Here is a 16,164-nt window from a genome sequence, read left to right as displayed (position 1 = left end):
ATGACGACGACTCAAGGCGGCACCGCCGCGATCGAAGTCCACGGCCTGACCAAGAACTTCGGCTCGGTGCGGGCACTCGACGGGCTCGAGCTGACGGTGGCCGAGGGCGAGGTGCACGGCTTCCTCGGCCCGAACGGCGCGGGAAAGTCGACGACCATCCGCGTCCTGCTCGGCCTGGTGCGCGCCGACTTCGGCATCGTTCGGCTGCTCGGCGGCGACCCGTGGACCGACGCCGTCGCGCTGCACCGCCAAATCGCCTACGTGCCAGGCGATGTGACCCTATGGCCGTCACTCACCGGTGGCGAGACCATCGACCTGCTGGCCCGCATGCGGGGTGGCATCGACGAGAAGAAGCGAGCGGAGCTCATCGAACGTTTCGACCTCGACCCGTCGAAGAAGGCCCGTACGTACTCGAAGGGCAACCGGCAGAAGGTCTCGCTCGTCTCCGCGTTCGCATCGAATGCCCGGTTGCTCCTGCTCGACGAACCCAGCAGTGGCCTGGACCCCCTGATGGAGAACGTCTTTCAGCAATGCGTCACCGAGGCTCGAGAGCGCGGCACGACCGTGCTGTTGTCCAGCCACATCCTGGCCGAGACCGAAGCGCTGTGCCAACGGGTCACCATCATCCGCGCGGGCAGCACCGTCGAGAGCGGCACGTTGGAGTCCATGCGGCACCTTTCCCGCACGTCCATCAAGGCTGAAATGATCGGCGATCCGGGCAACATCGAGTCGCTCAAGGGCATGAAGGGGTTGGCGGACGTCAGCGTGGAGGGACACACCCTGCGCGCACAGGTCGACGGCGAGAGTCTTGGCGAGGTCATCAAGGCGCTGGGCGACGCAGGTGTGCGAAGCCTGGTCAGCCAACCCCCCACCTTGGAAGACCTCTTCCTACGCCACTACGACGTTGGCGAGCCGGTAGAGCGGGTGACGGCATGACCGTCCTGGAGCGCCCACACCACCCCTCACACCAGGCCCCACCGCGCGGGTCGGCCTTCTCGGGCACCTTCGGCCTGCTTCGCCTCTTCCTCCGGCGAGACCGGATCGTGCTGCCGGCGTGGATGCTGCTGCTGTCCATTCCGCTCGGCACGGTGTACGTCGGCAGCATCGAGGCCGTCTACCCCACCGAGGCCGGCCGTGCGTCATTCGCCGCCACCATCATGGCCAGCCCGGCACAGCGCGCGCTGTACGGAAACGTCTACGGCGACAGTCTCGGCGCCACCGGGATCTGGAAGGCGGGCATGTTCCACGTACTGATCGCCGTGGCGGTGATCCTGACCGTGGTCCGTCACACCCGCGCCGACGAGGAATCCGGCCGAACGGAGCTCATCGACTCGACCGCGGTCGGCCGCTACGCCAGCCTGACGGCCGCACTGATGCTCGCGGGCGGTGCATCGATTGCGACCGGACTCATCGGTACGGCCAGCCTCCTCCCGTTGGACGTGCCTGCCTCCGGATCACTGGCCTTCGGCCTGGCGCTCGCATGCACGGGTCTGGTGTTCACCGCCGTCGCCGCGGTCGCGGCACAGCTGTCGCCGAGCGCGCGGTTCGTCCGCGGCGTCGCATTCGGTGCGTTGGCAGCGGCATTCACCGTGCGTGCCGTCGGTGACGCCGGTTCGCGGACCGCGTACCTGTCCTGGTTCTCACCGTTGGGGTGGTCATTGCAAGTGCGCCCGTACGCGGGCGACAGGTTCTGGGTGCTACTGCTGCACCTTGCGTTGACGGCAGTGCTGATCCTGGTCGCCTATCAGTTGCTGGCCCGGCGCGACGTCGGCGCGGGAATGATCGCCGAGCGACCAGGCCCGCCGCGAGCGGGATTGGGTCTGCGCGGGGTCACGACGTTGGCGTGGCGGCTCAATCGCGGCTCGCTGGTGCTGTGGACGGTCGGCCTGTGCCTCTACGGCCTGCTCATCGGCAGCGTCGTCAATGGCGTCGGAGGCCAGATCGGCGACAGCCAGTCGGCCCAGGAATTCGTGGCGCGCCTCGGCGGTACCGATCAGTTGGAACGGGCCTTCATCGCGATCGCGTTCGGCATGCTGGGCATGGTGGCCGCCGCCTTCGCCATCTCGTTGACGCTGCGGTTGCACCAGGAGGAGTCGAGTCAGCGAGCCGAGACCCTACTGGCCGGGGCGGTGGGCCGGACTCGTTGGCTGACAAGCCATCTGGTGTTTGCAATCGTCGGCACCGCCGTCGCGATGATGATCGCCGGGCTGGTGGCCGGGCTGACCTACGGCGCCACTGCAGGTGACCCGACGGGCAAGCTACCGGTCGTGCTCGGCACGGCGGCCGTGCAGTTGCCAGCCGTCTGGCTGTTGGTGGCGGTCACGGTGTTGCTCTTCGGCCTCGTCCCCCGCTTCACGCCGGCGGCGTGGGGGGTTCTCGTCGCGTTCATTGCCGTGTATCTGCTGGGGTCATTGTCGAATTCACCTCAATGGTTGGTGGACCTCGAGCCGTTCGCACACGTTCCGCACGTCGGCCTCGGCGACTTCGATGCCACTCCGATCTGGTGGCTCCTCGGCATTGACGCCGCCTTGATCACGTTGGGCACCATCGCCTTCCGTCGCCGCGACCTGCGCTGAGGCAAGCCATGAAACTCGCTCTCCAAACCGTCGCGTCGATACTGTTCGGCGTGCTGTTCTTCGGACTCGCGCTGTTCCTGCCCGCGTGGACCTTCGACTACTGGCAGGCGTGGGTGTTCATCGCGGTGTTCACGGTGGCCACGATGATTCCGAGCCTCTATCTCGCCATGCAGCATCCGGCTGTGCTGCAGCGCAGGTTGAAGGCAGGCCCGACGGCGGAAACCCGCCCGGTCCAACGCATCGTGATGTCGGCGACGCTCCTGTTGGTCGTGGCTCTGCTGGTGCTCAGCGCCGTCGACCACCGCTTCGGCTGGTCGTCGGTTCCCGTATCCGTCGTCATCCTGGGCGACGTGCTGGTTGGGGTTGGTTTGTCCGTCGCGCAATACGTCGTCTTTCAGAACGGCTATGCCGCAGCGACGATCACCGTCGAAGCGGGACAGCACCTCGTCTCTACCGGGCTGTACGGGTTGGTGCGGCACCCGATGTACCTCGGTGCGCTCATCATGATGCTTGGCACGCCATTGGCGCTGGGTTCCTACTGGGGCGTCGTCATTCTGATTCCCGCAATCTTCGTGTTGGCCGCCAGGATCGCGGACGAGGAGAAGATGCTGGCCGAGGAGTTGGACGGATATGGCGACTACACGCGGCAGGTGCGCTCCCGGTTGGTGCCCGGTGTGTGGTGACGCCGGTCGCGCATCACTACATCATGATGCGAGGGTCTTGAGCTGAGGTGTGCGAACGACCATCGACCTCCCAGAAGACCTGCACAAACAGGCTCAGGCAATTGCACGCGACACGCGACGCACGTTGAGCGAAACCGTCGCAGACCTCATCCGGCGCGGCCTGGGGTCGGGCAAGACTGTCGGCTTGTCAACCGACGCGAGAACCGGGCTGCCCGTCGTGAGCGTCGGGACGGTCGTGACCTCTGAGGACGTGCGGTCCCTGGAAGACGACGAGTGACGTCGCTCCTCGACGCGAACGTGCTCGTCGCATTGGTCGTCGCCGAGCACGTACATCACGACGCCTCCGCGGAGTGGTTGGCGACGTACGACTCCGGCTTCGCGCCGTGCCCCATCACTCAAGGATGCCTGATGCGCTTCCTGTTGCGATCGGGGCAAATGGCGTCCGCTGCGCGCGACGTCGTCGCCGCCGTCGCCGGCGCAAAGCGGCACGAGTTCTGGCCCGATGAAATCTCCCTCGATGACGTGGCGTTGGCAGGCGTTGTCGGGCACCGCCAGGTCACCGATGCCCACCTCGCGCAACTCGCATGCAACCGCCAGGCGCAACTGGTCACGCTCGACGTAGGTCTAGCGGAGCTACATGCAGACGTTGCAGTACTGATCTCGCCGAAACCGTGACGGCGAACGCCATGCCAACGTGGGGAGCAGCATGACCGACAAGCCCTGCCCTGGCGGCGGCAAGAGTTGGACCGTCGACATCACCGGTAAGCCGATTTGTCCACGGTGTCGTCGAGCACTCAGCACCGTGGCGGGAAAGGGGCGGTCGCTGCGGGACGTACCGAAGGTCCCGCCGCACGAACGCCCGGGCAGCGGCGGCCAGAAACGGCGGCGCGACTGAGCGCCAGGTGGCGTCAGCGATCGAGGTCGATGACGCCGCTCGCATCGCCGGTCAGCAGCTTCCGGTACCGGTGACGACTGTCGATGATGCTCCGACGCCGGTCCGCCACCCGATAGTCGGGCGAGCCGAGCGTCAAATCATTTGTCGCGCTGTCGAACTCGGCCTCTTGGAGCATGACGTTCGCCCGCTGTGACGCACTTCCCCACACTCCGAAGTGACGCATGAACTCCTTCACTCGACGTTCGTTGCGGTACAGGTTGAAGACGTCATTGACCTTGCCGATCATCCACACCACTGCCGCTGCGGAGTTCTCCGCCTTGGCCTTGCGGCGGAACGCTTCCGGCCCCCTCGAGGCAACACGGGCGAGCAACCGTCGGCATGCGGTGCGATGCTCGACGTCGAGCAACACGTCACAGCAACGATCGACGAGCTCCAGTACTTCCTGAACGCGATCCACGATGTCGTCGGGCACTCCGGCCCACTGAAATGCCTCATCGGGTAGGGGGGCGCCGTCGAGCCCCCGTCCTTCGGTTCGCCGAGCGTTGGTGCTTGCCTGACTTGCCGCGTCGCTTACCACCGGCCATCCCGCACTCCTGCCTGATTTCGCGCGTTACCGTCCCATACTGAAGTCATGGAGCTGCTGACCGGCGTGGGACTTGCGAGTGCCGCCGGGCTGAACGCCTACATTCCACTGTTGGCCATGGGTCTTCTCGGTCGCTTCACCGACTTGGTGAGCCTGCCGTCCAGCTGGGCCTGGCTGGAGAATGGTTGGGTGCTGGCGATCGTCGCCGCGCTGCTGGCCGTCGAGGTCGTCGCCGACAAGATCCCCGCCCTGGACAGCATCAACGACGTGATCCAGACCGTCGTACGGCCGACCTCGGGTGGCATCGTCTTCGGCGCGGGCACTGCCTCGCAGACCGCCGCCGTCGCCGATCCGGGAGCCTTCGTGTCGTCGGGCCAGTGGGTCCCGATCGCGATCGGAGTCGTCGTGGCACTGGTCATGCATTTGACCAAGACGGCGGTGCGGCCCGTGGCCAATGTCGCGACGGCGGGGGTGGCGGCACCCGTGCTGAGCACCTTCGAGGACATCACCAGCATCGGGTTGGTGTTCGCGGCGATCCTGCTCCCCGTGCTGGTGCTGGTGGCGCTGGTGTTGATCGCCTGGGCGGCGTTCACGCTGTGGCGCCGGAGACGGCGACGCTCGAACACGACCCCTGCCGCGGTGTAGCGCGAGCGTGCGCGAACTTCGATCGCCGACCGACGTGTTGCCCGCAAACACGCACGCTCGCGGGGAAAGGGGAAGGGGAAGGGGAAGGGGAAGGGCTAGATCCAGATGCCCTTGCCGACCGCGACCACGCCACCAGCGCTGATCGCGAACCGCTCGCGGTCCCGCTCCAGATCCACCCCGACGTGTTCACCCGGGCCGACGACGACGTTCTTGTCGAGAATGGCGTGACGCACCACCGCACCCCTGCCGATGCGCACACCCGGCATGACGACGCTTCCCTCGACGATCGCACCGTCGTCGATGACCACGTTGGAGGACAGCACCGAGTTGCGCACGGACGCGGCGGAGACGATGCTGCCTGCGCCGACGACCGACTCCTGCGCCGACCCGCCGTTGACGAACTTCGCAGGGGCGAGGTTCTCCGGCTCGCCCCTGATGGGCCAACGCCGGTTGTACAGGTTGAAGACCGGGTGGACCGATACCAGGTCCATGTGTGCGTCGTAGAACGCATCGAGCGTCCCGACGTCGCGCCAGTATCCGTGGTCGCGCTCAGTCGAACCGGGAACCTCGTTGTCCTTGAAGTCGTAGACGGCAGCCATCCCGTCGGTGACCAGACGCGGGATGATGTCGCCACCCATGTCGTGGTCCGAGTGGTCGTCGTCGGCATCGGCGCGGATGGCGTCGATGAGCACCTTGGTGGAGAAGATGTAGTTGCCCATCGACGCGTAGGTCTGCTCGGGGTCGTCGGGAGTACCCGGTGGGTCGGCCGGCTTCTCGATGAATTCCCGGATGAGGCCAGATTCGTCGGCGTCGATGCAACCGAAGGCCGTCGCTTCGGCCCGCGGCACCCTGATACCGGCCACCGTCGCCCCGGCTCCACTCTCGATGTGGAATTGGAGCATCTGCTCGGGATCCATCCGATAGATGTGATCGGCACCGAACACGACGACGTAGTCGGGGTCCTCGTCGTAAATGAGGTTGAGCGACTGCAGAATCGCGTCGCCGGATCCTGTGTACCACCGCGGCCCGAGGCGCTGCTGTGCAGGCACCGGGGTGATGTACTCGCCGGCAAGCCCCGATAACCGCCAGTTCTGCGAAATGTGGCGGTCCAGCGAATGCGACTTGTATTGCGTGAGAACGCAGATCTTCAAATAGCGGGCGTTGACCAGATTCGACAGCACGAAGTCGATTAGCCGGTAGGCACCGCCGAAGGGAACCGCGGGTTTGGCGCGGTCCGCGGTCAACGGGTACAACCGCTTGCCCTCACCGCCCGCCAGGACGATGCCCAAAACTGTTGGCAGTTCCCTCATGGTTCAAACCTATCGGCCCTCAGGAGCCGCGGCTAGCCATTGCCACGATTGGACAACGATTGACCGAGACTTCCTGTCGGACTGTCGGTCAAGACAATTGGGTGCGGCGATACCGGTTGGCAACTACCGTCTTATCCATGCGAGTGGCGATGATGACACGGGAATACCCACCGGAGGTCTACGGCGGCGCGGGCGTCCACGTCACCGAACTCATCGCGCAGCTGAAGACCATGTGCGACGTGGACGTGCACTGCATGGGCGCCCCGCGGCCGGGCGAGCCGGACGTCTACGTCGCGCAAGCCGACCCTGCGCTGGGCGGCGCCAACGCTGCGCTGACGACGCTGTCCGCCGACCTGGTCATGGTGAACGCCGCCGCGGGCGCGACCGTCGCACACTCCCACACCTGGTACGCCGGACTGGCGGGGCACCTTGCCTCGATGCTGTACGGAATACCTCACGTGCTGACGGCGCACTCCCTCGAACCGATGCGGCCCTGGAAGGCAGAGCAACTCGGCGGCGGGTACCGGGTGTCGTCATGGGTGGAACGCACCGCGGTCGAGGCGGCCGACGCAGTGATCGCCGTCAGCTCCGGCATGCGCGATGACGTGCTGGCCACCTACCCCGCGCTGGACCCCAGCCGCGTGCACGTGGTCCGCAACGGGATCGACACCGAGAAGTGGTACCCCATCGAGGCCGGCGGATCGACGCTGGCCCGCATCGGCGTCGACCCGAACCGGCCCGTCGTGGCGTTCGTCGGACGCATCACCCGCCAGAAGGGCGTCGCCCACCTGGTCGCCGCCGCACACCAATTCGCGCCGGAAGTGCAGTTGGTGCTGTGCGCGGGCGCGCCGGACACGCCCGAGATCGCCGCCGAGGTGGGCGGCGCAGTGCAGGAGCTCGCGAGCTCACGCAGTGGCATCTTCTGGGTGCAGGAGATGCTGCCCGGCGATCAGATCCGCGAGATACTTTCGGCCGCAACCGTTTTCGTCTGCCCATCGGTCTACGAACCGCTCGGCATCGTGAATCTCGAGGCGATGGCGTGTTCGACGGCGGTGGTCGCCTCCGATGTCGGTGGCATTCCCGAGGTCGTCGCGGATGGCGAGACCGGCGTGCTGGTGCACTACGACCCCGCCGACGCGGTGGGTTTCGAAACGCGGCTTGCCAATGCGGTCAACGCGTTGGTGGCCGATCCCGATCGTGCGGAGCGGTACGGCCGCGCCGGACGCCAACGGTGTATCGACGAGTTCTCATGGGCCCGCATTGCCGAGCAGACCCTGGAGATCTACCAGAAAGTCTGCAGCTAGCGGAGAACCGGACCAGCAATCAACTGCTAGGCGCAGTGACGTTCTTCAGTTCGTCGCCGAGCGCGGCGGCCTCATCGGGTGTGAGTTCGACGACGAGGCGACCACCACCTTCCAGTGGTACTCGCATCACGATGCCCCGCCCCTCTTTGGTTGCTTCCAGTGGACCGTCACCAGTCCGGGGCTTCATCGCCGCCATCAAGCGCTCCCTTCCGCGTGCTCCGGTCCGCGCAAGCGGAACGGGTCGGGGCCGAGACTGCCCACCCGGCGACAGCACTCGGCACTGAACTGTTCTTTCGACCATTGTTCCCTATCCGCGCCCCTCGGTGTGCAAAGACCCGACTTAGACGCCCCGCAGAACGGTCGGAACCCAACACGAAGCGACATGGTCATCCACCATTCCCGTTGCCTGCATCAGCGCATATGCCGTCGTCGGGCCGACGAATGAGAACCCCCGCCGCTTGAGTTCCCGTGCCATCGACTTGGACTCGGGTGAGGCCGCAGGCACCTGCGACATCTCGGACGGCCGCGGACGCGGCTCCGGGGCGAAGGACCACAGCAACTCGCTCAGTTCCACGTCGAGGTCGGCGACTGCCCGCGCGTTGGCGATGGTCGCGTCGATCTTGGCGCGGTTGCGCACGATCCCCGCGTCGGCCATCAGTCGCGCGACGTCGCCGTCGTCGTAGCGCGCGATCTTGGCAACGTCGAAGCGGTCGAATGCGCGCCGGAAGTTGTCCCGCTTGCGCAGGATGATGAGCCACGACAGCCCGCTCTGAAACGCCTCGAGCGTCATCCGTTCGAACAGCTCGCGGCTGCCCCTCAGCGGTTGGCCCCACTCGGTGTCGTGGTAGTCGCGGTAGAGCACCGAGTCGTCCGTCGCCCAGCGCTCTCCGCTGAAATCTGCCCAGCCGCAACGAGTTCGACCGTCGTCGTCAAGGCCGGCGGTCACTGCTCGTCGCGTCCTTCCGCCGGCACCGCGTGCGCACCGCGTCGGTGGGCGGCGTCGGTCGGCACGTCGTCCACATCGTCGTCCACCTCGGTGGCGTACTCGGAGTCCAGCCCGGAGTCGGAGTCGGGGATGAAGTCGTCGACACCGTAGGCGGCGCGAAGCGCGGCGACCTGGCCTCGCAACTGGTCGAGTTCCTGACCCAGTCGCTCGAGCGCCCAGTCGACTTCGCTGGCCTTGTAGCCGCGCAGCGTCTGACTGAACTTGAGGGCGTCGACGTCGGCACCCGCGACCTCCGACGCGGGCAGCACGGTGGCGGTGGTGGCCCGCGGCAGCGGTGGCAATCGTTCACCGCGGCCGAACAGCACGCTGCCGACGCCGAACAGCACGATCGCCACCAGAATCAGCACGACCAGGTAAAGAAGGATCAACGTCACGACGTCGATACTGCCGGAGACGTACGACGCGGCGCCTGGGGGGCGGCTAGCGAGGTCGCAGGGTCACCATCGGCGGCCGGTCGGCTAACGACACCATCGACGTACGGGCGGTGTAGTCCTCGCCGTCGGCGAAGAACTGCGTCAGGCCCACGCCCGAGTCGGGCACACCGCAGCGGGACAGCAATGTGGCGATCACCTGACGGCTCATCGCGGCCAGCTCCGTCACGGACCGGTTGCGGTGCGTCCGGACGCCGAGGTTCACCTGGGCGATGGCGTCCAGACCCAGACGGTCGTAGGTGTCGATCAGCAACCCGATCTCGACGCCGTACGCCGGCGCGAAGGGCAGCGCCGTCAACAGTTCGCGGGTGCCTGCGTACTCGCCGCCCAGCGGCTGCAGCAAGCACGTCAACTCGGGGCGCAGGGCGGCCAGCAGCGGCCGCGCGACCAACTCGGTGACCCTGCCACCGCCGTTGGCGTCCTCGCTGCCGCTGACCTTCAGCGGGCGGCGGTAGAAGCCCTTGACCAGGTGCACGCCGTCCATCGTCAGCAGGGGCCCGAGGAGCTTGGGCACGAACATCGGATCCGGGTCGATGAGGTCGGAGTCGACGAAGACCACGAGGTCACCGGTGGTCGCGGCGAGCGAACGCCACAGCACCTCACCCTTGCCGGGCTGAGGCTCGACCTCCGGCAGCGCAGCTTCTCGGCTGACCACCCTGGCACCGGCGGCGACCGCGCGGATCTCGGTGTCGTCGGTCGACCCGGAGTCCAGGACGACGATCTCGTCGACGAGCCCGCCTAGCAGTGGAGTGATGGTGTCGACCACCGAGGCGACGGTCTCCTCCTCGTTGAGCGCGGGCAGCACCACGGAGATGGTCCGCCCGGCCTTCGCGGCCTCGAGTTCGGCGATCGTCCACATGGGTTTGCGCCACGTGCGGTCGGTCAACCAACGGTGTCCCGCGATGGCCTCAGCGGCGTCGAGTTCGGGTGTCATGCTCATGCCAGTCCCCTTACGGTCCGCGCCGGTGGACGCACGCCCTGGATCGACGCGACCATTTCGAGCACGCGTCGTGTGGACCCCACCTCGTGGACCCGGAACATGGCTGCACCCGCCTGCGCCGCGAGCGCGGTGGCGGCCAGGGTTCCCTCGAGGCGTTCGGTCAAGCCCACACCCAGAGTCTCCCCGACGAAATCCTTGTTGCTGAGGGCCATCAGGACTGGCCATCCAGTGTTTACAAGGTCTTTTACGTGGCGCAACAAACTAAGACCATGGTGAGTGTTCTTACCAAAATCATGGGTCGGATCGATCAGCACGGCGTCCCGTGCGACGCCGGCAGCGACGGCGCGTTCGGCCGCTGACGTCACCTCGGCGATGACGTCGTCGACGACTCCCCGCTCGGACAGCCCGTAGTTGACCCGGAACGGTCGCGTGCGCGGAATGGCGCCACCCGTGTGCGAACACACCAACCCGGCGCCGAACTCCGCAGCGACGTCGGCAAGTCCCGGATCGGACCCGCCCCACGTGTCGTTGATGATGTCGGCGCCTGCCGCGCACGCGCGCTTGGCCACCGACGCACGCCAGGTGTCGACGCTGATCAGCTGATCGGGATAGGCGTCGCGGAGCCATTCGATGAAGGGCACGACGCGGGCGATCTCCTCCTCGGCGTCGACGACGTCGCCCGGCCCGGCCTTGACGCCGCCGACGTCGACGACGTCGGCGCCGTCGGCGACGACCCGGTGCGCTGCCGCCTTGGCCGCCTCATCGGTGAACGTGGCACCGCGGTCGTAGAACGAGTCGGGCGTCCGGTTGACGATCGCCATGATCAGGGCGCGATCGCCTGCCACGGGACGGCCCACGAACGTCGCCTGCATGCTTCCCAGGCTAGCCGCGTGCGAGTTGGGCGTGATTCGTCGCGCTGAGCGCGACCGAACACGCCGAGATCGCTAGGACTTGGGGCGTTTGCCGTCGACGACCTCGGCGACGTAGTCGTCGTAGAAGGGCACGTAGCCCTCCTCCCGGCCGGCCAGCACGTACACGGGGTCATCGACGTTCTCGTCGTCCTGCCCGCCATACCCCTGCTTGCGCAGTTCGACCTTCTGGCTCTTGAACGTCGACGTGTACTCCAGCGCCTCGGTGATCCGGACGAAGAGCGGCACCGCGTAACCGGGCAGATGCTCGTAGGCGGACTTGGCCAACGCCATGCCGTCGAACTCCTGGCCGTCCTTGAGCTGGAGGGCGACCATGCCCGCCCTGCCGCCGGCGCCCTCGACCTCGACGCCGAACACCGTGCACTCCTCCACCTGTGAGTCCGTCGCCACGGCAGCCTCGACCTCGGTGGTGGCGACGTTCTCGCCCTTCCACCGGAACGTGTCGCCGAGACGGTCGGTGAACGCGGCGTGCCCGAACCCCTGCGACCTCATCAGATCGCCGGTATTGAACCAGACGTCGCCGTCCTTGAAGGCGTCGCGGACGAGCTTCTTCTCGCTAGCGGACTTGTCGGTGTAGCCGTCGAACGGTTGAAAACTGCTGACCTTGGACAGCAGCAGGCCCGGCTGACCGCTCTTGACCTTGCGGACGCGGCCACCGTCGTCGCGCTTCGGCTCTCCGGTCTCCTCGTCGTACTCGACGAACGCGATGGGCGACGGGCAGATACCCGTCGTCTTGTCGACGTTGAACACGTTGAGGAAGGCGGTGTTGCCCTCGCTGGCGGCGTAGAACTCGCAGACCCGCGGGATGCCGAACCTCTTGGTGAACTCGTCCCAGATGGCCGGCCGCAAACCGTTGCCCGCGATGACGCGCACGCGGTGCTTGAGGTCGGTCGGCTTGGCCGGTTGATTGAGCAGGTAGGCGCAGATCTCGCCGATGTAGACGAAGGCCGTCGCGTCGTAGCCGATGACCTCGTCCCAGAACTTCGAGGCCGAGAACGACTTGCCGAGCGCCAGCGCCGAGCCCGAGTTCAGCACTGAGGACAGCGCCACCGTCAGCGCGTTGTTGTGATAGAGCGGCAGTGCGCAGTACAGGGTGTCGTCGCTGCTCAGTCGCATCCCGAGACCGCCGAACCCGGCCAGTGCACGCAACCACCGGTAGTGGGTCATGACGCTGGCCTTCGGCATCCCCGTGGTACCCGAGGTGAAGATGTAGAACGCCTTGTCCTTGGCGAGGACGGCCCCGGTCGTGGCCGGGTTGGTGGCGGGCGCCGTGGCGGCCAGTTGAATCAGCTCGTCGAGCGTCATCAGTCCGTCGGTGTCGGCGCCACTCTCACTGATCGGCTCGATGAAGTCGGTCTCCGCCACGATGGCCTTCGCGCCGAGCAGATCGAGGCTGTGGGCCAGCACCTTGCCGCGCTGGTGGAAGTTGAGCATTCCGGCGACGGCCCCGCACTTGACCACGGCGAGCATCAGCAATATCGAGTGCGGCGAGTTGCGCAGCATGACGCCGACGACGTCACCGTGACCGACGCCCCGTGAGGCGAGCACCGCCGCGTAGCGGTTGACCATCTCGTTGGCCTCGCGGTAGGTCAGCTTCTGGTCGTCGAACTTGATGAACAGCTTGTCGCCGTAGCGGGCAGCACGTTCCTGGAACACCTTGCCGATGGACGTCTTCGCCGTCGGGCGGGCCAAGAAGCCGGTGACCACACCACGGGCGATGACTGGCACGTCCTTCAGCAGTCCTGGCAACCGCGGGGCGATGTCCAGAAGGCCGACACTGCTGCGGGTACCCGATTTCTCGTCGCTCACGAGCCAACCCTATCTGTGAGGGTGGCGACCATCACGCAAGCGGTGCGCATGCCGCCAACGCAGCGTCCACGTCCGCGACGACGATCAACCGATCGAGCGCACCGGTGCCGACGTATCCGGTGTCGACGAGTCCGCGCAGCCACGCCAGCAGCCCGTCGTAGTGGCCGACGGGATCGAGCATGACGAGCGGCTTTTCGTGCATGCCGAGATAGCCGGCGGTCCAGGCCTCGAAGAACTCCTCCAGCGTGCCGATGCCCCCGGGCAGCACGAGGAACGCGTCGGCCCGATCCTCCATGACCTGCTTGCGCTCCCGCATGGTGTCGGTGACGATCAGCTCGTCGGCGTCGACGTCGGCGAGTTCGCGGTGGACCAACGCCTTGGGGATGACGCCGACGGTGCGGCCGCTGTGCGCCCGCGCTGCTCCTGCCAGCGCACCCATCGCCGAGACGTTCCCGCCGCCGGACACCAGCGTCCAGCCGCGGTCGGCGATGGCGGCTCCCACGTCGGACGCCAACTTCAGCAACTCCCGGTGTGTCGGGACGGAGGCGCAGTACACGCAGAGCGCCCACGGGCCGCGGAGTTCTTGGGCTTCTGGAGTTTCAGCGGACACGGGTGCAAGGTACCCGGCGCAGGCGCGGGTGCTCGAACCGACGAGTTCGCCAGTGGATGCGGGTTCTACCGCCATACACTGCGGCGGTGCCTGAGGGAATTGCCGCCGCCGAAGAGGCATTGGGACGGGGCGACCTCGCCGCCGCCGAGAAGTTGGGCCGTGCGGCGCTGCGCGACGGGGAATCCCTCACGGCCCGCCTGACCCTCGCTCAGGCGTTGGCATGGCAGGGCCGAGGCCGTGACGCGGACGCGGTGATGTCGGAGGTCGACGAGTCAGCGCTCAGCGAATCCGAGTTGATGGCTTGGGCGCTGCCGCGGGCGGCCAACCAGTTCTGGATGCTGGATCAGCCGGAGCGTGCCACCGCGTTTCTGCACACGGTCAGAGGCAGGGTGACATCGGAGAACGCGGGTGCCACGCTCGACGCGCTTCTCGGCACGTTCACGATGAACGCGGGCAGCCCCGAACGTGCGATGCAGATCGCGCAGGACGTCCTCCACTCGCCGAATGCCGATCAGCAGGCCATCGGCTGGGCTGCGGCCGCGGCGGCGCTGTGTCACGCCAGGATGGGCAGTTTCGGTGATGTCGACGACCTGGCCGCGCGGGCCATGGCCGCCGGACACCCCGGGCTGTTGCGCTTCACCAGCGCGTTCGGGCAGACGACCGCCCTGGTGATGTCGGGGGAACTCGATCGTGCACAGGACTTGGCGCAGGAACTCGTCGACGGCTCGCCGCCGCAGCAGCCGAGCCACGCGATCGGCCAACTGCTGGTCGCCGACGTGTTGATCGCGCGTGGCGACGCCTCCGCTTCCGTCGGTCTACTGGAGTCCGCGGCCGCTGCGCTGGCTCCGACGGGTTACTCGTGGGGTCCGTTGGCGTGGATGTTGTTGGCGCAGGCGCTCGGTCAGTCGGGTCGGATCGCCGACGCGGGCCGGATGCTCGCGAAGGCCGAAGCACGGCATGGCCTCAAGTCGATGCTCTTTGCGCCGGAGCTTTCACTGGCGCGGGCCTGGACGGCGGCGGCGCGCCGCGACGGACCCGGGGCGATCAACGCCGCGCGCGAGTCCGCCCGCGCCGCTGAACGCGGCGGCCAGTCGGCCGTTGCCTTGCGCGCGCTCATCGACGCGGTGCGCCTGGGCGACATGCGCGCAGTCGACGCCATCGAGCGACTGACCGTGGACTGCCTCGTCGGCCCGCTGGCGCTGTCCTACGCGCGGGCGTTCACCGCTGGCGACGCCGACGCGCTGGACGAGGCTGCAGCGGCCTTCGACGGAATCGGCATGCGCGGTGTCGCCTTGGACGCGGCGAAGCAGGCGGCAGCGGCGCGCGCCTGAGATCGGCGGCATTGCACCACCAGGGCAATTTCACCGCGCGCATGTAGCTACGCTATCGGTTGGCCAGGCGAGTGCCGGTCTGCTGCCACGACACCCACGACCGCAGGATCATTCACCCGCGAATTGCCGCCCGCGCATCGCTCTGAGCGGCCATAGAATCGTTGCAGCAGTTGACTACAGGCGCGGCGGTCGAAGCGAACGCCACAGGACGCGAGGAGGATCGACATGGGGGGCGAGTTCTCTCTCGACGGTGCAGGCCTGACACCACTTGCCGACATCCACGCGCAGGTCGCTGCCGAGTTGTCGCAGTTGGCTGGAGACGGCGGGCCACAGGCGGCCGACGTGGCCACGTCATTCGGCAACATCGCGTTCGCGGTCAACAAGGCACTCGACGGCGTGACGCAGAGCCGCATCAACACCATCCAGACCACGAAGGGTTCCAGCGACACCATCAAGGAGTTGCTCAACACGGCCGACCGGATGTACGCGCAGGGCGACGAGCAGGGCGCGGCGAAACTCAGGGCCGCGGCCGAGGCGCTCGAGGGCTCCGGGGCCGCAGGCGGAGCAGGTTCGGCGGGCGGCACTGGTGGCGCCACGGGCGCCGGAACGGCAGGCGCGGGTGCGGCCGGCGGCAGCGGCGCCGAGATGGCGGGCCAGATGGCCAGCCAGGTCGGGCAGCAGGTCGGCCAGTTCGCCCAGGGCATGGCTCAGTCGGTGCAGGGCCTCGCACAGGGCCTCACTCAGCTGCCCCAGCAGATCATGCAGGGCGTCCAAGGCATCGTGGAGTCAGCCACCAAGGGAGCGGGATCCGACGCGGCCAAGACCGACGAAGAAGAGGGCGGCGATCCCGAGGAGCGCAAGCGCGAGGAAGCCGAGTCGGCCGAGAAGCGCGCTGAAGAACGGCGAGCGCAGCAGCAAGCACCGCCCACCCGGACCGAGGGCGCACAGCCGGGTCACACCGCAGACGGTGGTGGCAGGGCTCCCGTGCCGCCACCCGCAGCGGAACGTCCACAGCCCGCACAGACCCGCCCGCAGCAGTTCCCGCTCTAAACCAGCACCCCGTCGGCCAGCCGGAGCCGGCGCACGCCAATCGCTTCCAGAAAGCTCTCGTC

General features: G+C 67.2%; 17 protein-coding genes and 1 pseudogene. 9 read left to right on the top strand and 9 right to left on the bottom strand.

Translation table 11 applies throughout. The annotated features are described in order from the left end of the window. Genes VET27_RS19910 through VET27_RS19890 form a run of 5 tightly spaced genes read left to right on the top strand, consistent with a single transcriptional unit; the run spans position 1 to position 3,934 of the window. Positions 1-936: an ABC transporter ATP-binding protein gene (locus VET27_RS19910; RefSeq protein ID WP_526521239.1), complete on the top strand. Its 936-nt coding sequence runs from the start codon at positions 1-3 to the stop codon at positions 934-936. Then, positions 933-2,576, top strand: coding sequence for an ABC transporter permease (locus tag VET27_RS19905; protein WP_526521237.1), 1,644 nt, complete (start codon positions 933-935; stop codon positions 2,574-2,576). The genes VET27_RS19910 and VET27_RS19905 overlap by 4 nt, the downstream gene beginning before the upstream one ends. Before the next feature lie 8 nt (positions 2,577-2,584). Further along, positions 2,585-3,259, top strand: coding sequence for a methyltransferase family protein (locus VET27_RS19900; protein WP_526521235.1), 675 nt, complete (start codon positions 2,585-2,587; stop codon positions 3,257-3,259). A gap of 49 nt (positions 3,260-3,308) precedes the next feature. Next, positions 3,309-3,536, top strand: a complete 228-nt coding sequence (locus tag VET27_RS19895) for an antitoxin (RefSeq protein WP_526521233.1) — start codon at positions 3,309-3,311, stop codon at positions 3,534-3,536. Further along, complete coding sequence (locus VET27_RS19890; RefSeq protein WP_526521231.1) at positions 3,533-3,934, top strand: TA system VapC family ribonuclease toxin; 402 nt, start codon at positions 3,533-3,535, stop codon at positions 3,932-3,934. Before VET27_RS19895 ends, VET27_RS19890 begins: the two co-directional genes overlap by 4 nt. Positions 3,935-4,167: 233 nt before the next feature. Here the strand turns inward: VET27_RS19890 and VET27_RS19885 are convergent, their stop codons facing one another. Further along, positions 4,168-4,626 (bottom strand): DUF6398 domain-containing protein, encoded by a 459-nt coding sequence (locus VET27_RS19885; RefSeq protein WP_526521229.1) that lies wholly within the window; start codon positions 4,624-4,626, stop codon positions 4,168-4,170. A 159-nt stretch (positions 4,627-4,785) separates the two neighbouring features. Between VET27_RS19885 and VET27_RS19880 the strand changes: the two genes are divergently transcribed. Continuing rightward, a complete protein-coding gene (locus VET27_RS19880) occupies positions 4,786-5,382 on the top strand; it encodes a DUF4126 family protein (protein ID WP_526521227.1) in 597 nt (198 codons plus the stop codon). A 95-nt stretch (positions 5,383-5,477) separates the two neighbouring features. On the opposite strand, the gene glgC is transcribed toward VET27_RS19880, so the two are convergent. Then, positions 5,478-6,692 (bottom strand): glucose-1-phosphate adenylyltransferase, encoded by a 1,215-nt coding sequence (glgC, locus tag VET27_RS19875; RefSeq protein ID WP_526521225.1) that lies wholly within the window; start codon positions 6,690-6,692, stop codon positions 5,478-5,480. A gap of 137 nt (positions 6,693-6,829) precedes the next feature. On the opposite strand from glgC, the gene glgA reads away from it, so the two are divergent. Then, positions 6,830-7,996, top strand: a complete 1,167-nt coding sequence (gene glgA / locus VET27_RS19870) for a glycogen synthase (RefSeq protein WP_526521223.1) — start codon at positions 6,830-6,832, stop codon at positions 7,994-7,996. A 19-nt stretch (positions 7,997-8,015) separates the two neighbouring features. Here glgA and VET27_RS19865 read toward each other — a convergent pair whose 3' ends face one another. From VET27_RS19865 to log, 7 genes are all read right to left on the bottom strand, one after another. Then, the gene (locus VET27_RS19865) at positions 8,016-8,192 is read right to left on the bottom strand and encodes a DUF3117 domain-containing protein (protein WP_284233273.1); all 177 of its coding nucleotides are present in this window, start codon (positions 8,190-8,192) and stop codon (positions 8,016-8,018) included. A 144-nt stretch (positions 8,193-8,336) separates the two neighbouring features. After that, positions 8,337-8,942, bottom strand: coding sequence for a DNA-3-methyladenine glycosylase I (locus VET27_RS19860; RefSeq protein ID WP_526521220.1), 606 nt, complete (start codon positions 8,940-8,942; stop codon positions 8,337-8,339). Beyond that, positions 8,939-9,376, bottom strand: a complete 438-nt coding sequence (locus VET27_RS19855) for a DivIVA domain-containing protein (protein WP_526521218.1) — start codon at positions 9,374-9,376, stop codon at positions 8,939-8,941. Before VET27_RS19855 ends, VET27_RS19860 begins: the two co-directional genes overlap by 4 nt. A gap of 46 nt (positions 9,377-9,422) precedes the next feature. Next, positions 9,423-10,373, bottom strand: a complete 951-nt coding sequence (locus VET27_RS19850) for a glucosyl-3-phosphoglycerate synthase (protein ID WP_526521216.1) — start codon at positions 10,371-10,373, stop codon at positions 9,423-9,425. Continuing rightward, positions 10,370-11,245, bottom strand: a complete 876-nt coding sequence (gene folP / locus VET27_RS19845; RefSeq protein WP_526521214.1) for a dihydropteroate synthase — start codon at positions 11,243-11,245, stop codon at positions 10,370-10,372. The genes VET27_RS19850 and folP overlap by 4 nt, the downstream gene beginning before the upstream one ends. 72 nt (positions 11,246-11,317) lie before the next feature. Next, positions 11,318-13,111, bottom strand: a complete 1,794-nt coding sequence (gene fadD6, locus VET27_RS19840) for a long-chain-acyl-CoA synthetase FadD6 (RefSeq protein ID WP_526521212.1) — start codon at positions 13,109-13,111, stop codon at positions 11,318-11,320. 31 nt (positions 13,112-13,142) lie between these two features. Beyond that, complete coding sequence (gene log, locus VET27_RS19835; RefSeq protein ID WP_526521210.1) at positions 13,143-13,721, bottom strand: cytokinin riboside 5'-monophosphate phosphoribohydrolase; 579 nt, start codon at positions 13,719-13,721, stop codon at positions 13,143-13,145. A gap of 101 nt (positions 13,722-13,822) precedes the next feature. Here log and VET27_RS19830 point away from each other — a divergent pair. Continuing rightward, positions 13,823-15,052, top strand: a pseudogene (locus VET27_RS19830) (tetratricopeptide repeat protein); the annotation flags it as partial. Between the two features lie 225 nt (positions 15,053-15,277). Next, positions 15,278-16,102 carry a type VII secretion target gene (locus VET27_RS19825; RefSeq protein ID WP_526521208.1) on the top strand — a complete coding sequence of 275 codons (825 nt, stop codon included), beginning with the start codon at positions 15,278-15,280 and terminating at the stop codon, positions 16,100-16,102. Positions 16,103-16,164 lie beyond the last annotated feature (62 nt).

This window comes from Mycobacterium sp. (assembly GCF_035633495.1).
Lineage (GTDB): Bacteria > Actinomycetota > Actinomycetes > Mycobacteriales > Mycobacteriaceae > Mycobacterium.
The sequence above is the reverse complement of the archived record's forward strand: the minus strand, read 5'-3'. Positions and strand labels throughout refer to the sequence as shown.